Source organism: Kushneria avicenniae, assembly GCF_900112585.1.
GTDB classification, from domain to species: domain Bacteria; phylum Pseudomonadota; class Gammaproteobacteria; order Pseudomonadales; family Halomonadaceae; genus Kushneria; species Kushneria avicenniae.
Map to the genome: position 1 here is coordinate 303,742 of NZ_FOLY01000002.1, position 18,094 is coordinate 321,835.

The following is an 18,094-nucleotide window of genomic DNA, read 5'->3' on the forward strand; positions in this document are numbered from 1 at the left end:
CAAATGAATTTTGGTACGTTCTGCCTTGATATCAAGGTCGGATTTACAAATCCACCGATTGTGTGTCAGTCCAGAAGCGTTGGCAGCCACATGCTGAACACAACAATGACCATAAAGAACGCGCACAGTGTTGCGACTGTGGGCACATGAAAATCCAGCACGGGTCGGGGCATGACCTCGCTGCGAGTGCGACGATGCGTCACGGCACTGGTAATCAAGGCGACGGCCAGCATGGTGATGGCGCCGGTCACGTTCCACCAGAACCAGAAAAGCTCCGGCACGAACAGCCACAAAAAGGCATTGAGGCCGACACCGGCCACCAGTCCGAAGTTGGCGCCCGTTCCATTGATGGGCCTGATCAGGATGGCGGCCAGAAAGGTCGCCAGCATCGGGCCAAAAAAGAGCGATCCCACCTTGTTGATGGCCTCGATAATGGTGGGTGCAATGTTGCCGGTAAAAAAGGCCATTGCAATGCAGACCACACCCCAGAACACCGAGGTGAGCCGGGACAGGCGCATGTAGCGCTGTTCGTCGATCTTTCGACCGCGCACAAACAGATCTTCCACACTTGCCGCTGACAGCGAATTGATCGCCGAGCTGACCGAGGACATGGCCGCTGAAAAGATCGCGACGATCAAAATGCCGGTCAGCCCTGCCGGCAGATAATCGCGCATGAAAAGCGGCACCATCAGATCCGGTTCATCGGCGGGGATCAGTGCGCGAAATTCTGGATGCGTGACGGCCAGCGTCCCCAGCACCAGCCCGAGCAGGCAATAACACAGCGTGACCGGAAAGCGCAGTAGCCCGTTGGCCAGCAGGGTGTGACGCACCGTGCGGGCATCGCGAGCGGACAGCAGACGCTGGGCCTGACTCTGGTCGGCGCCGTAATAGGCAGCGTAGAGAAAGAGCCCGCCGATGACCATGGGCCAGAAGCCGAACCCGTTACTGTCCTGTCCGATACCGATGTCATCAAAGCGCACGGTTTCAAGACGCGCCGGGTCCACGTTGGCCAGAAAGGCATCCCAGCCGCCAAGCAGCGACAGGGCAAACAGCAGACAGACCACCAGACCGATGACCAGCAGCACCATCTGAATGACGTCGCCGTACACGACCGCCTTCATGCCGCCCTGACAGGAATAGATCAGCGTGACCACGCCGATGATGACGATGGTGGCCCACAGCGGCAGTCCGATGGCGTGGGTGAGAATCAGGGCGATGGCATAAACCATCACACTGGTCGCGAAGGCACGCGACAGCTGAAAGACCAGACTCAGAAGAATGCGGGTGCTGCGGCCGAAGCGTTTTTCCAGATAGCTGTAGATGCTGACCACGCCGGCGGCATAAAGCGTCGGGAAAAAGAGGACAATGAGTACGATCATCGCCAGCGGTACAGCGAACTCGTAGGTCAGCCAGATCAGTCCGCCGCCTTCTTTCATGCCGACAAAGGCGGGCGCCGAAATGAAGCTGACCGCCGACAGCTGTGTAGCGGCGGCCGATAGCGACAGCGGAAACCAGCCAAAGCCGCGGCTGCCCAGAAAGTAGTCTTCTCCCGAGTGCTGATCCTTGAAAAGCTGACCCAGCAGTAAAAAACTGCCCAGATAGACCGCGATGACCACGTAATCCAGCCAGACCATGCCACCCTCCCGTACCGGCCAGCCCGGTGGCGCTGGCGGTTATCCGTATTGGTGTTGTTGTTTGGCGTCGATACCCAAAGCGAGCGCTTTGGGTATTTACATTAGGTCAGGTGCATGAGGCTGGCGAGTCGGCGATACAGGTCGGGCCAGGATCCGGCAGGAAAGGTCAGGAAGGCGAACGCTCGATGCCGCGGGTAAAAAGATAACCGTCAAAACTCGGGTCATCGGTATCGGAATGAGTGAAAAGTGTGTGCATGACATGCTCAATGTGGTCCCACATCGCGTCATGCGCGCCGACGCTGTCGCGTTTTTTAAGGCAGGCGAGAATACGGTCGTGATCGGACAGCCAGCTGCGGCGGTAGGAGAAGTCCATGATGCGCCCGTGCAGCCGTCGCCACATGCGGCTGCGGTCGCGCTGCTCCCAGAGCCGATCAACGGCGTCTTCCAGCAGGGTGTTCTGACTGGCCCGTGCAATCAGCAGATGAAAGGCCCGGTCAGCCTGGTCGGCGGCGTTGGTCAGTTCCTGTCCGCCAGTAGAGCTCTCCAGCGCCTGGCGCTCTTCGGCCAGCAGTGCCGACAGGGCGCGAATGTCGGCGGGTGTGACCAGCTCGGCTGCGGCTGATGCCACGGCACTTTCCAGGACCTGACGCGCCTTCAAAAGCTCGAAGGGCCCGATATCTTCTGCCGGCGCGGGCATCGTGATGGCGGTAGAAGAGGCCGGCCGGGCATTACCACTGGAAGCACTGACATAGGTCCCCGAGCCCTTGCGCACCTCTACGCGTCCGGCCAGCTCGAGCATGATAAAGGCCTCGCGCACCACTGTACGGCTGACGTCAAAGCGTTCGGCATATTCGCGCTCCGTGGGCAGTCGGTCGCCGGGGGTATAGCCGTCACGGTCGATCTGCTGACCGATCTGCTCGCCAATGATCTGATACTGTCGGCGCATCCCCACCTCCCTGATGTTTCAAGCCTGTGAGCGGTCACGACCTGTGCTTGTTTCGATGCTCATTGTGGCATGCCAGTTTTACCACGATGTGCTGATAGAGCCTATCTGACAATACTTTAAAGTCCGATGTGAAGCTTTATGACGCCGATGTATACCAATGTCTATTTGGTATGCCAATCACAATACAGGTAGCCTGGCGACATTGATGAACACAGGCAGAGTCATACTCATGAAGATTGTGGATGCACGCGTCATCGTGACCTGTCCGGGTCGTAACCTGGTGACACTGAAAATCGAAACCGATGACGGCATTCATGGCATCGGGGACGCCACACTCAACGGTCGTGAACTGGCGGTCGTGGCCTATCTCGAGGAGCACGTGGCGCCGGCGCTGATCGGACGCGATCCATCCTGTATCGAGGATATCTGGCAGTTTTTCTACCGCGGTGCCTACTGGCGGCGTGGGCCGGTCACCATGTCCGCGATCGGTGCCGTGGACATGGCGCTGTGGGACATCATGGGCAAGGCGGCCGGTCTGCCGCTTTACAAACTGCTGGGCGGCAAAAGCCGTGACCGGGTCATGGTCTATGGCCATGCCACCGGCCATGACATCGAAGGCTGTCTCGAAGAGGTGGCCCGTCACGTCGAGCAGGGCTATCGCGCTGTACGCGTACAGTGCGGCATTCCCGGCATCGCCTCGACCTATGGCGTGGCCAAAAGGGCCGGCGAGCGCTATGAACCGGCGGATTCGAGCCTGCCCAGTGAAAACGTATGGAGCACCTCGAAGTATCTCAATCACGCGCCGAAGCTCTTTCAGGCGGTGCGCGAGCGCTTTGGTGACGACCTGCACGTGCTGCACGACGTGCACCACCGCCTCACCCCCATCGAGGCGGCGCGACTGGGCAAGGAGGTCGAGCCCTATCATCTGTTCTGGCTCGAAGACTGTGTGCCGGCTGAAAACCAGGGCGCCTTCCGCCTGATTCGCCAGCACACCACCACGCCGCTGGCCGTGGGCGAGGTGTTCAATTCGATCCACGACTGCCGCGAGCTGATCGAGTCGCAGTCGATCGACTATATCCGCGCCACCCTGACCCATGCCGGCGGGATCACGCACGTACGTCGTATCGCGGCGCTGGCCGAGCTCTATCACGTGCGCACCGGATTTCACGGACCGACCGATCTCTCGCCGGTCTGCATGGGGGCGGCGCTGCATTTTGATACCTGGGTGCCCAACTTCGGCATTCAGGAGCACATGCCGCACAGCGAAGAGATTGAAGAGGTCTTCCCGCACGCCTATCGCTTCGAGGATGGCCACTTCACGCCTGGCGAGGCCCCCGGACACGGCGTGGATATCGACGAGGGTCTGGCGGCGAAGTACCCCTACAGGCGCGCCAGCCTGCCGGTCAACCGCCTCGAGGACGGCACGCTCTGGCACTGGTAGAGCGATGAGTACGGGCTGCTACGCAGCCGATGATTTCACCGCTGGATTTGATCAGGACCCGCGTCCTGGAGGAGCAAGGTATGTCGATGCGTCAAATGTCACGTCTGCGTCTGTCACAGTTGATTGGTGCCGGCGTTCTGGCTGCCGGGGTTCTGGCGATGGCCACCCCGGTACAGGCCGCCGATTACACGCTGAAATTCGGGCACCTGGCCAACGAGCAGAACATCTGGAACAAGGCCGCCATGCACTTCAAGGAGGTGGTCGAGAAAAACTCCGACGGCCGCATCGAAGTGCAGGTCTATCCCAACGAACAGCTGGGCAACGAGATGGACATGATCAACTCCATCCAGCTGGGCACGGCCGACATGACCATTACCGGCGAGAGTCTGCAGAACTGGGCACCCAAGGCCGCCATGATGGCCGTGCCCTATGCGTTTCGTGACAGCGAACAGCTTGAAAAGGCGGTCGATGGCGACATCGGCAGCGAAATCGAGGCCCAGATCACCGAGCGCACCGGGCTGGTACCGCTGACCTGGTTTGAGCGTGGACCACGTGAACTGACGTCCAATCGTGAAATCAGGACACCTGATGACCTGCAGGGGCTGCGTCTTCGTGTCCCCAACGTGCCGCTGTTTGTCGATACCTGGCAGGCGCTGGGCGCCCGCCCGACGCCCATGGCCTTCAGCGAAGTGTTCACCTCGCTGCAGCAGGGCACGATCGACGCTCAGGAAAACCCGCTGTCACTGATCGAGAGTGCCAGCCTCTCCGAGGTGCAGAAATACGTCAACATGACCAATCACGTCAGAAGCTGGATCTATGTCGTGATTGGCAAGCGCAAGCTCGACAGCATGCCGGACGACCTGCAGAAGGTGGTGCGTGATGCCGCCGGCGACATGCAGAGCTATGAGCGCAACCTGTTCGCCGAGGATCAAAAACGCCTTGAAAAAGCGCTCAAGGACAAGGGCATGACCTTTGTCGAGGTCGACACGAAAGCCTTTGCCGATAAGGCCATGCCGGCCGTCAAGAAGGCGCTCGATCCCGAGCAGACCGAGCTTTTCGAGCGCATTGAAAAGCTCTGAAGCCCTCCAGCCACGGCCTGAATGCGGATTGCCATCCCCCTTTGACTGGCGCCAGAGGGGGATGACAGCAGGGAGACATACAACGTGAGCGATACTGAAAAGCGAGCCAGCGACGCCCTTGAAGCGCTCGACGTGCTGGGGCGCGTACCGCGACTGGGCGGCGTGTTCGGTACCCTGGTAACCCTTCTGGATCGAGCGCTGGCCACGATCGCCGGTCTGACGCTGATCGCGATCGCCGGTGTGGTCATCGTACAGATTCTGGGACGTCTGATTCTGCCGGCGGCGCCGGTATGGACCGAGGAGCTGTCGCGTTATCTCTTTATCATGATGATTGCTGTCAGCGCTGGCCTGGTCATGCGCCGCGGCAAGCACATCAGTCTGGAACTCTTTCATCATCGCTTCGGCGTCAGAGGTGCCTGCTGCTATCAGCTGCTGATCAGCGTGGTGCTGGTCGGCTTTGCCTGGCTGATCGTGCCCTATGCCTGGCAGTACGCCAGCATCGGGGCCTTTCAGACCTCACCGGCCCTCAAGGTCTCGATGCAGTGGGTATTTGGCGCCACCGTGGTGCTGTTTGCCATGGTCATCCTGTACGGCGTGATCGGTGTCATTGAAGCCGTGGCCGGGCTCCTGGGCCTGTCCCGTCACGACAAGGCAGCGCCTGGCGGCGAGCGGAGGTAACACCATGGAAGTATTGATGCTGTTTGCGGTGTTTTTTGTCCTGCTGTTCGCCGGTATCCCAATTGCCTTTGCCCTTGGCATCTCCTCGGCGGCCTATCTCTTTACGGCCGGCATTCCGCTGACCATCGTGCCGCAGCGCATGTTTGCCGGCATGGATTCGTTCGTACTGCTGTGTATTCCCGGCTTCATTCTGGCCGGTAATCTGATGAACGTGGGCAACATTACCGAGCACATCGTGCGCTTTTCCAACGCGGTGGTCGGCCATATCCGCGGCGGTCTGGGCCTGGCCAACGTGGGCGGCTCGATGATCTTTGGCGGCATCTCCGGCACGGCTGTGGCCGATGCGGCAAGCGTGGGCGCGGTCATGATCCCCGGTATGGCGAAATCCGGCTATGACAAGCCCTTTGCGGCGGCCGTCACGGCGGCGTCTTCAACGATCGGCCCGATCATTCCCCCCAGCGTGCCGATGATCATCGTGGGCTCGCTGTCCGGCATCTCGGTCGGGCGCATGTTCATGGCCGGCGTGGTGCCGGGCATTCTGCTGGCGCTGGGGATGATGATTACCGTCTACGTGCTGGCGGTCAAAAGGGGCTACCCGAAGGAGAGGCGTGCCTCGCTCAAGGAGATTCTGAGTGAAGGCAAGAGTGCGTTCTGGGCGCTGCTGATGACCTTCATCATCCTCTACGGCATCATTGGCGGCTTCTTTACGCCTACCGAAGCCTCGATCGTGGCCTGCATCTACGCCCTGGTGGTGGGGATGTTCGTCTACAAGGGGCTGAACTGGCGCAACCTGCCGGGACTTTTTGTCGACGCGGCCCTGACCTCGGCGGCACTGATGATGCTGGTGGGGCTGGCCAATCTGTTTGGCTGGATCCTGACCAGCGAGCGCATTCCGCAGATGATCGCCGACGGCATTCTCGGCATCAGCGACAATCCGCTGGTGGTCATTTTGATTCTCAACCTGATCCTGCTGTTTGTCGGCACCTTCATGGAAACCATCGCCGCACTGATCATCCTGTTCCCGGCGCTGCTGGGCGTGGCGACCGGCGTCGGGGTCGATCCGGTGCACTTTGGCATCATGGCGGTGCTGAATCTGATGATCGGACTGACCACACCGCCGGTGGGCATCTGCCTGTTCGTGGTCTCCGGCATCGGCGAAATCCGCATGAGTCAGGTGGCGCGCGCCATCATTCCGTTTTTGTTGTGCAATCTGGCAGTACTGGTGCTGGTGATGTACATCCCGGCCATCTCGCTGTGGCTGCCCGATCTGGTCATGGGGCCGGCAGGATAACGCGGCGCTGATCATTTCGGCGCTGCCGAGCAAGGAGAGAAAGTGATGAGTCCATCCGAGGCCCGTGACACGATTGATGTCGTCCGCATCGACTCAAAGCATGCGCCGGAGCGCATCGGCATCGTGCACCTGGGGCTGGGCGCTTTTCACCGGGCCCATCAGGCCCAGGTGGTGGAGCAATGCATCGCCCGCGGCGAACGCGACTGGGGCATCTGCAGCGTCAATATTCGCGGCAACCGCGCGCTGGTCGAGACCCTGCGTGACCAGGGCTTTCGCTACCATCTGGCTGAATATACCGACCGCGCCCATGTCACCCTGCGCGAGATTGGCGCCATCAACGAGACGCTGTTTACCGGCACGGACTCGCAGGGCCAGCAGGGCGAGGATCTTTCAGTACTGCTGGATCGCTTGAGCAACGTCGATACGCGCATCGTGACCCTGACGGTCACCGAAAAGGGCTACTACCTGAGCCCCAGCGAGGGCACGCTTTTAAGCGATGATCCGGCCATTGCTGCCGATATCGCTCACCCTGAAGCCCCTCGTACGGCGCCGGGCATTCTGGTCGAGGCGCTGGTCCGTCGCCGGCAGGCCGGCCTCGCGCCCTTCACCGTACTGTCGTGTGACAACATGCCGGACAATGGCGAGCGCACCCGGCGTGCCGTGGTGGCGCTGGCCCGGCGGCGGGATGCCGCACTGGCCGAGTGGATCGATACAGGCGTGGCCTTTCCTTCCAGCATGGTGGATCGCATCGTGCCGGCGATGGACGAGGAGGCCTTTGGTCGTCTGCGGCGGCTTGGTGGTGACGACCCGGCGGCCGTGATCAGCGAGGCCTTTCTACAGTGGGTGATCGAGGATCACTTCCCGCAGGGCCGGCCCGACTGGGCCCACGCCGGCGTCGAGATGGTCGAGGACGTCGCGCCCTTTGAGACCATGAAGCTTCGCATGCTCAACGGCGCGCACTCGCTTCTGGCCTACACCGGTCCCTTGATGGGTCTGGAGACGGTGGCCGAAGCGGTCACCGACCCGCTGATGCAGCGGCTTCTGCGCCGCTACATGCGGGAAGAAGCGGCGCCGACCCTGTCGATGCCGGAGAGCGTGTCGCTGGAAGACTACGCTGACGCGCTGATGGCGCGCTTTGGTAACGACAGTCTGCGCCACCGGCTGCACCAGATCGCCATGGACGGCTCACAGAAGCTGCCCCAGCGTTGGCTGCGCGGCGCCGAGGAGCGTCTGGCGGCCAGCGATGACGAGCAGGCGCTCAAGGCCACCGTGTTCGGCGTGGCGGCCTGGATTCGCTACACCCGCGGCGTGGACGAGCAGGGCCGGAGCTATCCGGTCAGCGACCCGATGGCAGATCAATTGACGCAGTGTCATGCCCTTGAGCGCAGCGCGGATCGAGCGGCCGCCGTGATGGGGCTCGAGTCGATCTTCTCGCCAGCGCTGGTCAGCGCGCCGCGCTTTGGCCAGCAGGTACAAAAGGCGCTGGAGGTCATTGAGCAGCTCGGCATGCGCGCAGCGCTTGAGCAGCATCTGGCGAACGTCTGAACGGGTTTCGGGGTTTGCCGGGCAGTTTTCACGGTTTTACGGTACAGGGAGAAAAAGGGCATGGAACATACCTGGCGCTGGTTCGGCCCGAATGACCCGGTGACGCTGGCCGAGATTCGCCAGGCCGGCGCAAGTGGCATTGTCACGGCACTGCACGGTCACGATCCGCAGTCGCCCTGGTCGGTCGAGGAAATTGCCGAGCGCCAGCGCCTGATCGACGCCGCGGGGCTGTCGTGGTCGGTGGTGGAAAGCGTGCCGGTGCCGGAATCGATCAAGCAGGCGCTGGATCTCCCGGCCCGCGATCGCGCCATCGAGGTGTTCTGCAAAACGCTGGAAAACCTGGCGGCCTGCGGCATCGATACGGTGTGCTACAACTTCATGCCGATTCTGGACTGGACGCGCACCGAGCTTGAATGGCCCACCGAGACCGGTGGGCGAGCGCTTCGCTTTGATCAGACCGCTTTTGCCGCCTTTGAACTGTTCATTCTTGAGCGCCCGGGCGCGCAGGCGCTCTATAGCGAGGCCGAAATCGAGGCGGCTCGCCGATGTTTCGAGGCCATGGATGACACCGGGCGTGAACGGCTGGTGACCACGCTGATTGCGGGGCTGCCGGGGGCGGATCAGCACTACACGCTGTCACAGTTTCTCGAGCACTTGAAGGCCTACGAGACCATCGATGAGGACCGGCTGCGGGCCAATTATCGCCACTTTCTGCAAGCGGTGGTGCCGGTGGCCGAACGGTTGGGGCTGCGTCTGGCCGTGCATCCGGATGATCCGCCGCGCCCGCTGCTGGGGCTGCCGCGAATTGTCTCGACCGCCGAAGACGCCCGCTGGGTGCTGGAGCAGGTCAAGAGTCCGGCCAACGGCCTGACGTTTTGTACCGGCTCCTACGGGGTGCGTGAGGACAACGATCTTGTCGCCATGGCGCGCGAGTTCGCACCGCACATTCATTTCATCCATCTGCGCGCCACGCGCCGTGATGCCGATGATCCCTCAAGCTTTATCGAGGCAGAGCATCTCGACGGCGATGTCGACATGGTCGGGGTGATTTGCGAACTGGTGAGCGAGGAGCGGCGTCGTGCCGGGCACGGCGGCGCCCGCCTGCCGATGCGGCCTGATCACGGCCATCAGCTCTGCGATGACAGAGCGCGTCAGACCAACCCCGGCTATCCGCTGATCGGGCGCTTGAAGGGGCTGGCCGAACTGCGCGGCGTGGAGTGCGCCGTGCGCGCGCTCACCTGATCGGCCACGAGGATTCGTTGCCCTGTCGTTCAGGAGGACAGGGCAGCGGATGCTCGGCGCCACAGAGCGCGAGGCGCCCGGGCAAGTCGACGCAGGTGCCGGGTGCGATGACGTCGCAGCGCCTTTTCCGGCAGGCGGTACTCCATGCCTTCCTCGATGGTGTAGCGGCAGGGGTTGCAGAGCCCGCAGGGCGCCTGATCGATCGGACTGTAGCAGAACCATGATTTTTCCAGCGCCTTGATAAAACCGTGGCGTTCGGCCTCGGCCTTCATCTGCATCTTGGAGATCTGCAGCAGGGGGAAGTCGAAAAAACGGAAGATGGCTTCGTCGCCCTCGGCGCGATCATCGAAAGTCCAGCTGCCGTTCCCGGTGGCCACCACCCGGCCCTCCAGAAAGTGATAGGCCTTGTCATCGACGTGGACGCTCAGCTCAAGGTGGTTGATCCCCTTGCTGCTGGCATAGCGGGCCAGCCAGTCGTACTGGCTGCCCAGATGCGCCTGCTGCGTCAGCCGGTGATACGCCGCGCTCAGCTCGGTATCTTCTGCAATTTCAGTGACCGGTGTGATTCGAAGTGGTTCGATCCGGGCTGCTGCTTTCGGATCAATGCCGGCCAGAGTGGCACGTACCTCTGAAATGGCCTGCAGTTCGCGCAGGCTGGAGCCCCGACCCAGATCGACGATGTAGTGAGGGACGACCGTTCTCTTTTCGATCGTCGCCGCCGAGAGGACTCGATAAGTCGAGTCCCAGCCGCCCGTCCACAGCACATCGATCCGGGATTGCATAAGTCGTCCTTTAGCTGAATTTAATAAAATTGCGCAGACGCTATCGCATCTTCCGCTACGGTTATTATGCTGATTCGCGTATTTTCGAGCGGACAGACAAAGGGGATTCGATGGCAACATACGGATTCATTCAGACAGGCGCTCGCCTGCGGGTCTATGCTCTGAGTGACCGATGCACTGATGCCTGTTTGCCTGTCAGGAGGTCTGATGAACCCTGCACCCCGCATAATGACGCTGCTCTGTCTCTCACTGGTGGCCCTGCCGGCCTGGGCGGCGACGCCGATGGCCGTCGAGGACGGGATTCTGATCGTCATGCTGGGGCTGGTCTTGATCGCCATCGAGGCCATTACACCGACCTTTGGTGTGGTGGGGTTGCTGGGGCTGCTGGTCTTTGTCATCGGTGCCTCGATGATGGTCAACGCGGGCCTTCTGCCCGGCGGTGACAGCATGCTCGGCATGGCGATGGTCATCGGCGCGGCGCTGCTGCTCGGGGGCTTTCTGCTGTGGGTCGTGATGCGCTTTTTGCGCTTTCGCCGTATCACGCCGATGGGCGGACGCGAGGAGGTGATCGGTGCAGTCGCCGAAGCCACGCGCCATTTTACCGAGCACCATCAGGGCGACTATCACGGCTATGTTCACGTCCGCGGCGAGCGCTGGCAGGCGCGCAGCACTACTCCCGTGGCCGAAGGTGAGCATCGCCGTATCAGCGAGGTGCACGGTCTTGTGCTGATACTGGAGCGCGAAGCGGTCCTGCCGGCCAGTCCTGCCCCCTCAACGAACAAATAATTCTGTCCGATCCAGCCTGGGAGAAGTTGCATGCTGACCTATCTGATTCCCATTGTTGTCGTGGTGTTTCTTCTGGCCGCCTCGGTCAAGGTGCTGCCCGAGTACAAGCGCGGCGTGGTGTTCTTTCTGGGGCGCTTTCAGGGCGTGAAGGGGCCGGGTCTCTTTCTGATCCTGCCGGTGATCCAGAAAATGGAGTCCGTGGACCTTCGTACCGTCACGCTGGACGTGCCGGGACAGGACGTCATTTCCCGCGACAACGTCACCGTACGGGTCAATGCCGTGGTCTATTTCAAGGTGGTGGATCCGGAAAGGGCAATCATTCAGATCGAGAATTACGGCATGGCCACCAGCCAGATCGCGCAGACGACGCTGCGCTCGGTACTGGGCAAGCATGATCTTGACGAGATGCTCTCCGAGCGTGACCGGCTCAACGATGACATCCAGGTCATCCTTGATCAGCAGACGGAAGCCTGGGGCATCAAGGTATCCAACGTCGAGATCAAGCAGGTTGATATCAGCGAGGACATGGTGCGTGCCATTGCTCGTCAGGCCGAGGCCGAACGTGAGCGTCGCGCCAAGGTCATCGCAGCCGAAGGCGAGATGCAGGCCTCTGAAAAACTGGTGGAAGCCGCCGAAATCATGTCGAAAAATCCGGCCGCCCTGCAGCTTCGCTATCTGCAGACCATGAGTGACATGAGTAACAAAAATGCCTCGACTATTGTGTTCCCGCTGCCGCTGGAAATCACAAAAATCTTTGAGCAGATGCGCGGCAGGGACTGAGCGTTCGACGCTGTCCCGGATCTGAAATCGTGCCGCAGTGATCACTGATTTAACCTATGCTGTATGACGTCGTATCAGGAATCATCGAGGGAGAGTGTCACGTGCAAAAGACAACCACACTAAGCGCCGCCGTACTGGCAGGTATGCTGAGCATCACACCGGCCATGGCTGATCAGCAGACGCCTGAAACCGACAATATCAACGAGGTGCCGGCCGGCAACTACACGATCGATCCGCTGCACTCCAAGATCACCTGGGGCGTGGATCACTATGGCTTTTCCCGCTACGAAGGCCAGTTCGTGGATCTTTCCGGTTCGCTCAGACTCGGTGAAGACCCGGCCGACAGCAACCTGAAAATCGAGATTCCGCTGGACAAGGTGCTGACCGGCAGCGGTCTGACCGAGCATTTGCAGGGAGAGGATTTCTTCAACAGTGCCGAGCACGGCACGGCGACCTTTACCTCTACCAGCATCGAAATCGATGGGGATGACGAAGCCACGATCACTGGCGATCTGGCGCTCAACGGTCAGACTCATCCGGTCGAGATCGAGGCCGAATTCAATCGGGGCGGCGTCTACGCCTTTGACGAGAAATACCACATTGGTTTTAACGGGGAAGCCACCATCAAGCGCAGTGATTACGCCATCAACTATCTGATGCCCGAGGATGACAAGCAGGGCATCAGCGATGAGGTCACGCTGCGCATCGAGGCCGAGTTCGTTCCTGAAAAGGCTCAGTAAGGTCTGCCATCAGGGTGCGAGGCTGATGTTCAGGGCCTGTGATCGAGGGTGATCACGGGCCCTTTTGGCATCAGGCATCGGTTCCCGACAGGTTATTTCGGGATGCACGATGTGTCTGCGACTGTTAGACTTCGCCGCCATTGATGACCTCAACAGCTGGTTAAAGCAATGATCCCGATGCCTGTCACGACCCTCTGGCGCCTTACGCCACCCTGAGCCTTTCAGGGATCACCGCTCACCCGAGCGGCGCACTCGCACGAGTGCTGTCGTGACGTCTCTGGCGTCAATTCTCCTTGTGTTTCAAAAATCAATGTCACCATGCCTACATGGATCGCCCATGGCGTTCATGCATTGGTCATGGCGCTGACATGACCATGATGGCGTTGCCGCATGGTATGACATTCTTATCGCGAGCGGCCGGCGCGATATGGACATGATGTGACCGGCCGCTTCGTCCAGTAAAGGCAGAAACGTTCGGGACAGGACGAAATGCTCGGGACAGAACGGGACGTTCGGCTTCAATCACGACCGGCGCTGGCAGGGCGCCACGGATTTTCAACGACAAAAGGAAGCGATGAGCATGATGGGCTCAATAAAACAGAACTGGTTTTCCAACGTGCGCCCGGATGTGCTCTCGGGACTGGTGGTCGCGCTGGCGCTGATTCCCGAGGCGATTGCCTTTTCGATTATTGCCGGCGTTGACCCGCAGGTCGGGCTCTACGCATCGTTCTCGATAGCGGTCGTGATCTCGATTGCCGGCGGACGCCCGGCGATGATCTCGGCGGCTACCGGGGCCATGGCGCTTTTGATGGTGACTCTGGTACGTGATCACGGCCTTGAGTATCTCTTTGCCGCGACCATTCTGACCGGTCTTTTACAGATCCTCTGGGGCGTGTTGAAGCTGGGCAGTCTGATGCGCTTTGTCTCCCGGTCGGTGGTGACCGGCTTCGTCAATGCGCTCGCCATTCTGATCTTCATGGCGCAGCTGCCGGAAATTACCGGCGCCAACGCTACGCCGACCGTCTATGCCATCATGCTCGGTGGCCTGGCCATTATCTATCTCTTTCCGTACGTGCCGAAGGTCGGCAGGGTCATTCCTTCGCCAATGGTCTGTATCGTGGTGATGACGGCGATCTCCATGATCATGGGGCTCGATGTGCACAAGGTCGGCGATATGGGCGAGCTGCCCGACAGCCTGCCGGTCTTTCTGATTCCCGATATTCCGCTCAATCTCGATACCTTCCTGATCATCCTGCCCTATGCCCTGACGCTCTCGGTGGTGGGGCTTCTGGAGTCGATGATGACCGCCACGATCGTGGACGATCTGACCGACACGCCCAGCGACAAGAACCGCGAGTGCCGCGGGCAGGGCATTGCCAACGTGGCGACCGGCTTTCTGGGTGGCATGGCCGGCTGCGGCATGATCGGTCAGACCGTGATCAACGTGAAATCCGGTGGGCGCACCCGGCTCTCCACCATGACCGCCGGCATCGGACTTTTGATCATGGTGGTCTTTCTGGGACCGCTGGTGGCACAGATTCCGATGGCCGCGCTGGTGGCCGTCATGGTCATGGTCTCGATCGGTACCTTTGACTGGGGCTCGATTCGCGACCTGCCCAGAAAGCCGCTGACCACCAACATCGTCATGCTGGCCACCGTGGCAGTGACCGTAGTCACCCATAACCTGGCGATGGGCGTACTGGTGGGCGTGCTGCTGGCGGCCCTGTTTTTTGCCAACAAGATCAGCCGTATCCTGCAGATCGACAGTGTGGTCAGCGATCACGAGGGCGTGCAGCAGCGGGACTATCACGTGCGCGGTCAGGTCTTTTTTGCCTCGACCACCCGCTTTGCCGATGCCTTTGACGTCAAGGAAGGCGTGGACCGTGTCTGCATCAATGTGACCCACGCTCATTTCTGGGACGTGACGGCTGTCGAGGTGCTCGATCGGATCGTCATGAAGTTCCGCCGCGAGGGCATCGAGGTCGAGGTGGCAGGCCTCAACGAGGCCAGTCAGACCATGGTCGATCGCTTCGGCGTGCACGACAAGACCGATGGCATCATGGAGCCCGGCGGCCACTGAGCGGCAGTTTCCTGATCCCGGAGGGCGTCAACGCCTTTCGGGATGAGCCACAATCGAACCAAGATATGCGTTTCGGGAGAGTCTCATGAGCAGAACCATCATTGCCTGCTTCGATGATCAGGCGCGTGCCGACTGCGCCATCGGCGATTACGCGGCATGGGCGGCGCGCCAGATCGAGGCGCCGCTGTGTCTTTTGCATGTGCTGGAGCAGCGCGCCATGACGCATGAGGACTATTCCGGTCAGATCGGACTGGGCACTCGCGAGCGAATGCTGGAAGAGCGTACCGAGGAGGAAGGCCGGGCTGCCCGTCAGGCGCGTGAAGAGGGCAAGCGCATGCTCGAGGCGCTGAAGGCGCGCCTTGCAGATGATACGCTGACGCTGGACGTGCAGCAGCGCCACGGCGCGCTGGCGCCCACGCTGCGCGGGATCTGCACCAGCGAGGATCTGCTGGTGCTGGGGCGCTGCGGCCGCGACCACAACCACGGTGACGGGACGGCCTCGCTGGGGGCCCACCTGGAAGACCTGGCGCAGCATCTGGATATTCCGATGCTGATCGCCCCGGCGCACTTTCGTATGCCGGCGCGCGCCATGGTCGCCCTTGATGGCAGCGAGCGCGGGCTCGAGCAGCTCTCGCGCCTGGTGGAGCGCGGCTGGCTTCGGGGGCTGGAAACCCATGTGGTGCATGTCGGCGAGCCGGCCAACGCTACGCCTGCCGAGCGTGGCGCTGAATTCCTGAAGGCGGCAGGGCTCGATGCCCGCGCGGTCAGTCTGGAGGGCGATGCCGGGCGCAAGCTGCCGGCCTATGCACGCGAGCAAGAGATCGATCTCGTGGCGATGGGCGCCTACGGCCACAGCTCGCTGCGCCGCTTTCTAATGGGCAGTACGACTCACACCCTGCTGGAAGCCATGCCCAGTGCCGTGCTGTTGATGCGACACCTTTGAGGCTGCGGCCCCGGTCCCACAGCGGCACCGGTCCAATTCGAATCAAAAAGAGGCGCCCCGATGGGCGCCCCTTTCAATACTGACAGATCGCGTCGACAGGCATTGCCGAAGGCTTACTGACCAAGCGTGACCATATCGCCCTTGAAGGCCACTTCCGTGACCACGTTGCCGGCGCGGCACTCATAGCGCTGGCTGTCCGGATTGGCGCGCTGCTCGTAGTAGCTGGTGATATTGACGACGGCGTTGGCGCCGACCTGACGGGCACGCTCCTGCAGGGCCAGCAGCGACTGAAGCGCGGCCAGACGGCAGGACTCATCATCGGTACGCAGTGCTGCCCGCACCTTGTTGGAGCTGAAATAGCCGCCGCGGCGCGTCTGGATCGCCGGATGCTGCTGATCGGCAAAATAGAGCCGAATCGAGGGATCAAGCTTTTCCTGCGCCTCGGGCTGGGTCATGACGTCGGCCAGCGGCTGCATCAGAAAGGTATTACGTGCCTGTGCCGGGCCTGCCGTGGCCAGCATGATCAGGGCGCCTGTCATGGCGGCGGCCATGGAGATTTTAAAGGGCAGGTGGAAGGTCATCGAACGTCCTCCGGGAGGTATCAAAAAGGCAGGGGGCACAATGTAGCCTTTCAGGCAGGTTTGCGAAAGACCGCGCATGGGCGCGGCCGTCATCCTCAGCCTGACAGCGGCTTTCGAAAGGCCTGAAAACAGTGCTGATTTCGGGGCAGTGCCACGACCCTATGGGCGTCCAGCCCCGGTACCCGGATGGGCTCGAGCTGCGCGAATGCCGGAATATCCTCGGGGCTTACCCGGTTGTAGGGCGGATGATCGTTCCAGCCCAGCAGCAGCAATCCACCGGGGCGCAGACAGTCCACACAGGCGGTAAAGGCCTGATCGACGTCGTCCGGCTCGTTCAGACCCCAGCCGAGCACGCCGTTGCACAGTACGGCGTCGAGCCCCTCATGAGGGATGTGATCGCTCAGCGACGTCAGGTTGCCCACAATGTGGCGATCGCCGCCAAAGGGGCGCTTGGCCGCGTCCAGATCGATGGTCGTGACCTCGGCATCTCCCAGCAGTGACGGGTAGTGATGGGTATACCAGCCACAGCCCACCATCAGCACGCGCCGAATACTGTCATCACGCGCCAGCGCCGGCAGGATGGCGTTTTCAAACATGATGCGGTCACGGTAAGGGTAGCGCAGCCGTACACCATGGTGATCCAGTGTGCGAAGGGTCGTGGCCGTCCAGCCATACAGCGCTGCCTTGAAACTCATGTGGCGTCTCTCTGATTATTGTCATCCCTGATACGAAACACATACTGGCAGCTTTCTACCTGACTTTGGCCTGAAAAGGCACAATCAGAACAATTTTTCAGAAAAGCCCGCCATTGACGGCGATGACCTGCCGGGTCACATAGCTGCTGTCATCGGAGCACAGGAAGCTGATCACGCCGGCGACCTCTTCGGCCTGGCCCATACGCTGCATGGGCACGATTTTTTTGATGTCCACATCGACATCGTCGGTCATGTCGGTATTGACCCATCCGGGGGCAATACAGTTCACCGTGATGTTCCTCTTGGCCAGCTCCAGCGCCAGCGACTTGCTGGCCGCGATCAGCCCGCCCTTGGCGGCACCGTAGTTGACCTGGCCGCGATTGCCGATCACGCCGGCCGCCGAGGAGAGCACCACGATACGCCCGCCGCGGCGGCGCTGGATCATGGGCATCACCAGCGGCCTGAGTACGTTGTAAAACCCGCCCAGATCGACATTGAGCACGCTGTCCCACTGCATATCACTCATGCCGGGAAAGGGCGCGTCCTGGTGGAAGCCGGCGTTGAGCACCACGCCGTAATAGGCGCCGTGCTCGGCGACATCGGCTTCAAGACAGGCACGCGCCTCATCGCGCGATCCCACGTCAAACTGCAAAAGCCGCGCACTGCGCCCCATCGCAGTGATCTCGTCTGCCACGGCGCGTGCCTGCGCCTCGCTCTGGCGGTAGTGAACGACGATATCGAAACCGTCGCGGGCCAAGCGCAGGGCAGCGGCCCGTCCGATGCCGCGACCGGCGCCGGTAATCAGGATGGTCTGTGACATGTCATCTTCCGATAGCGTGATGGAGAGAAAA

General features: G+C 61.2%; 17 protein-coding genes. 11 read left to right on the forward strand and 6 right to left on the reverse strand.

All coding sequences use genetic code 11. The annotated features are described in order from the left end of the window. Positions 1-65: 65 nt before the first annotated feature. Together BM079_RS04700 and BM079_RS04705 are read right to left on the reverse strand one after the other, a co-directional pair. On the reverse strand, positions 66-1,634 hold the full coding sequence (locus BM079_RS04700) for a sodium:solute symporter family transporter (RefSeq protein ID WP_090131302.1): 1,569 nt from the start codon (positions 1,632-1,634) through the stop codon (positions 66-68). 166 nt (positions 1,635-1,800) lie between these two features. Beyond that, positions 1,801-2,580, reverse strand: a complete 780-nt coding sequence (locus BM079_RS04705; RefSeq protein ID WP_090131304.1) for an FCD domain-containing protein — start codon at positions 2,578-2,580, stop codon at positions 1,801-1,803. A 229-nt stretch (positions 2,581-2,809) separates the two neighbouring features. On the opposite strand from BM079_RS04705, the gene manD reads away from it, so the two are divergent. The 6 genes from manD to uxuA all read left to right on the forward strand — a co-directional run bounded on the left by manD (position 2,810) and on the right by uxuA (position 9,856). Next, positions 2,810-4,021 carry a D-mannonate dehydratase ManD gene (gene manD / locus BM079_RS04710; RefSeq protein ID WP_090131306.1) on the forward strand — a complete coding sequence of 404 codons (1,212 nt, stop codon included), beginning with the start codon at positions 2,810-2,812 and terminating at the stop codon, positions 4,019-4,021. Positions 4,022-4,179: 158 nt separating this feature from the next. Further along, positions 4,180-5,100: a TRAP transporter substrate-binding protein gene (locus BM079_RS04715; protein WP_380059415.1), complete on the forward strand. Its 921-nt coding sequence runs from the start codon at positions 4,180-4,182 to the stop codon at positions 5,098-5,100. 84 nt (positions 5,101-5,184) lie between these two features. Next, the gene (locus BM079_RS04720) at positions 5,185-5,778 is read left to right on the forward strand and encodes a TRAP transporter small permease (protein ID WP_090131308.1); all 594 of its coding nucleotides are present in this window, start codon (positions 5,185-5,187) and stop codon (positions 5,776-5,778) included. A gap of 4 nt (positions 5,779-5,782) precedes the next feature. Beyond that, positions 5,783-7,069 carry a TRAP transporter large permease gene (locus tag BM079_RS04725; protein WP_090131310.1) on the forward strand — a complete coding sequence of 429 codons (1,287 nt, stop codon included), beginning with the start codon at positions 5,783-5,785 and terminating at the stop codon, positions 7,067-7,069. A gap of 45 nt (positions 7,070-7,114) precedes the next feature. Next, on the forward strand, positions 7,115-8,614 hold the full coding sequence (locus BM079_RS04730) for a mannitol dehydrogenase family protein (RefSeq protein WP_090131312.1): 1,500 nt from the start codon (positions 7,115-7,117) through the stop codon (positions 8,612-8,614). A gap of 60 nt (positions 8,615-8,674) precedes the next feature. Further along, positions 8,675-9,856, forward strand: a complete 1,182-nt coding sequence (gene uxuA / locus BM079_RS04735; RefSeq protein WP_090131314.1) for a mannonate dehydratase — start codon at positions 8,675-8,677, stop codon at positions 9,854-9,856. A gap of 29 nt (positions 9,857-9,885) precedes the next feature. Here uxuA and BM079_RS04740 read toward each other — a convergent pair whose 3' ends face one another. Further along, on the reverse strand, positions 9,886-10,638 hold the full coding sequence (locus BM079_RS04740) for a 7-cyano-7-deazaguanine synthase (RefSeq protein ID WP_090131316.1): 753 nt from the start codon (positions 10,636-10,638) through the stop codon (positions 9,886-9,888). A 207-nt stretch (positions 10,639-10,845) separates the two neighbouring features. Here BM079_RS04740 and BM079_RS04745 point away from each other — a divergent pair, with 207 nt between their 5' ends. The 5 genes from BM079_RS04745 to BM079_RS04765 all read left to right on the forward strand — a co-directional run bounded on the left by BM079_RS04745 (position 10,846) and on the right by BM079_RS04765 (position 15,967). Beyond that, complete coding sequence (locus BM079_RS04745; protein WP_175489601.1) at positions 10,846-11,424, forward strand: NfeD family protein; 579 nt, start codon at positions 10,846-10,848, stop codon at positions 11,422-11,424. Between the two features lie 30 nt (positions 11,425-11,454). Then, on the forward strand, positions 11,455-12,204 hold the full coding sequence (locus BM079_RS04750) for a slipin family protein (protein ID WP_090131320.1): 750 nt from the start codon (positions 11,455-11,457) through the stop codon (positions 12,202-12,204). Positions 12,205-12,305: 101 nt separating this feature from the next. Beyond that, entirely contained in the window at positions 12,306-12,944 is a 639-nt protein-coding gene (locus BM079_RS04755; RefSeq protein ID WP_175489602.1) for a YceI family protein, read from the forward strand. Positions 12,945-13,524: 580 nt separating this feature from the next. Beyond that, entirely contained in the window at positions 13,525-15,024 is a 1,500-nt protein-coding gene (locus BM079_RS04760; protein ID WP_090131989.1) for a SulP family inorganic anion transporter, read from the forward strand. Positions 15,025-15,109: 85 nt separating this feature from the next. Beyond that, a complete protein-coding gene (locus BM079_RS04765) occupies positions 15,110-15,967 on the forward strand; it encodes a universal stress protein (RefSeq protein WP_090131324.1) in 858 nt (285 codons plus the stop codon). Between the two features lie 113 nt (positions 15,968-16,080). On the opposite strand, the gene BM079_RS04770 is transcribed toward BM079_RS04765, so the two are convergent. From BM079_RS04770 to fabG, 3 genes are all read right to left on the reverse strand, one after another. Further along, positions 16,081-16,548: a hypothetical protein gene (locus BM079_RS04770; RefSeq protein WP_090131326.1), complete on the reverse strand. Its 468-nt coding sequence runs from the start codon at positions 16,546-16,548 to the stop codon at positions 16,081-16,083. Between the two features lie 95 nt (positions 16,549-16,643). Beyond that, the gene (locus BM079_RS04775) at positions 16,644-17,243 is read right to left on the reverse strand and encodes a methyltransferase domain-containing protein (RefSeq protein ID WP_090131328.1); all 600 of its coding nucleotides are present in this window, start codon (positions 17,241-17,243) and stop codon (positions 16,644-16,646) included. A gap of 97 nt (positions 17,244-17,340) precedes the next feature. Further along, entirely contained in the window at positions 17,341-18,063 is a 723-nt protein-coding gene (gene fabG, locus BM079_RS04780; protein ID WP_090131330.1) for a 3-oxoacyl-ACP reductase FabG, read from the reverse strand. Between the last annotated feature and the right edge of the window lie 31 nt (positions 18,064-18,094).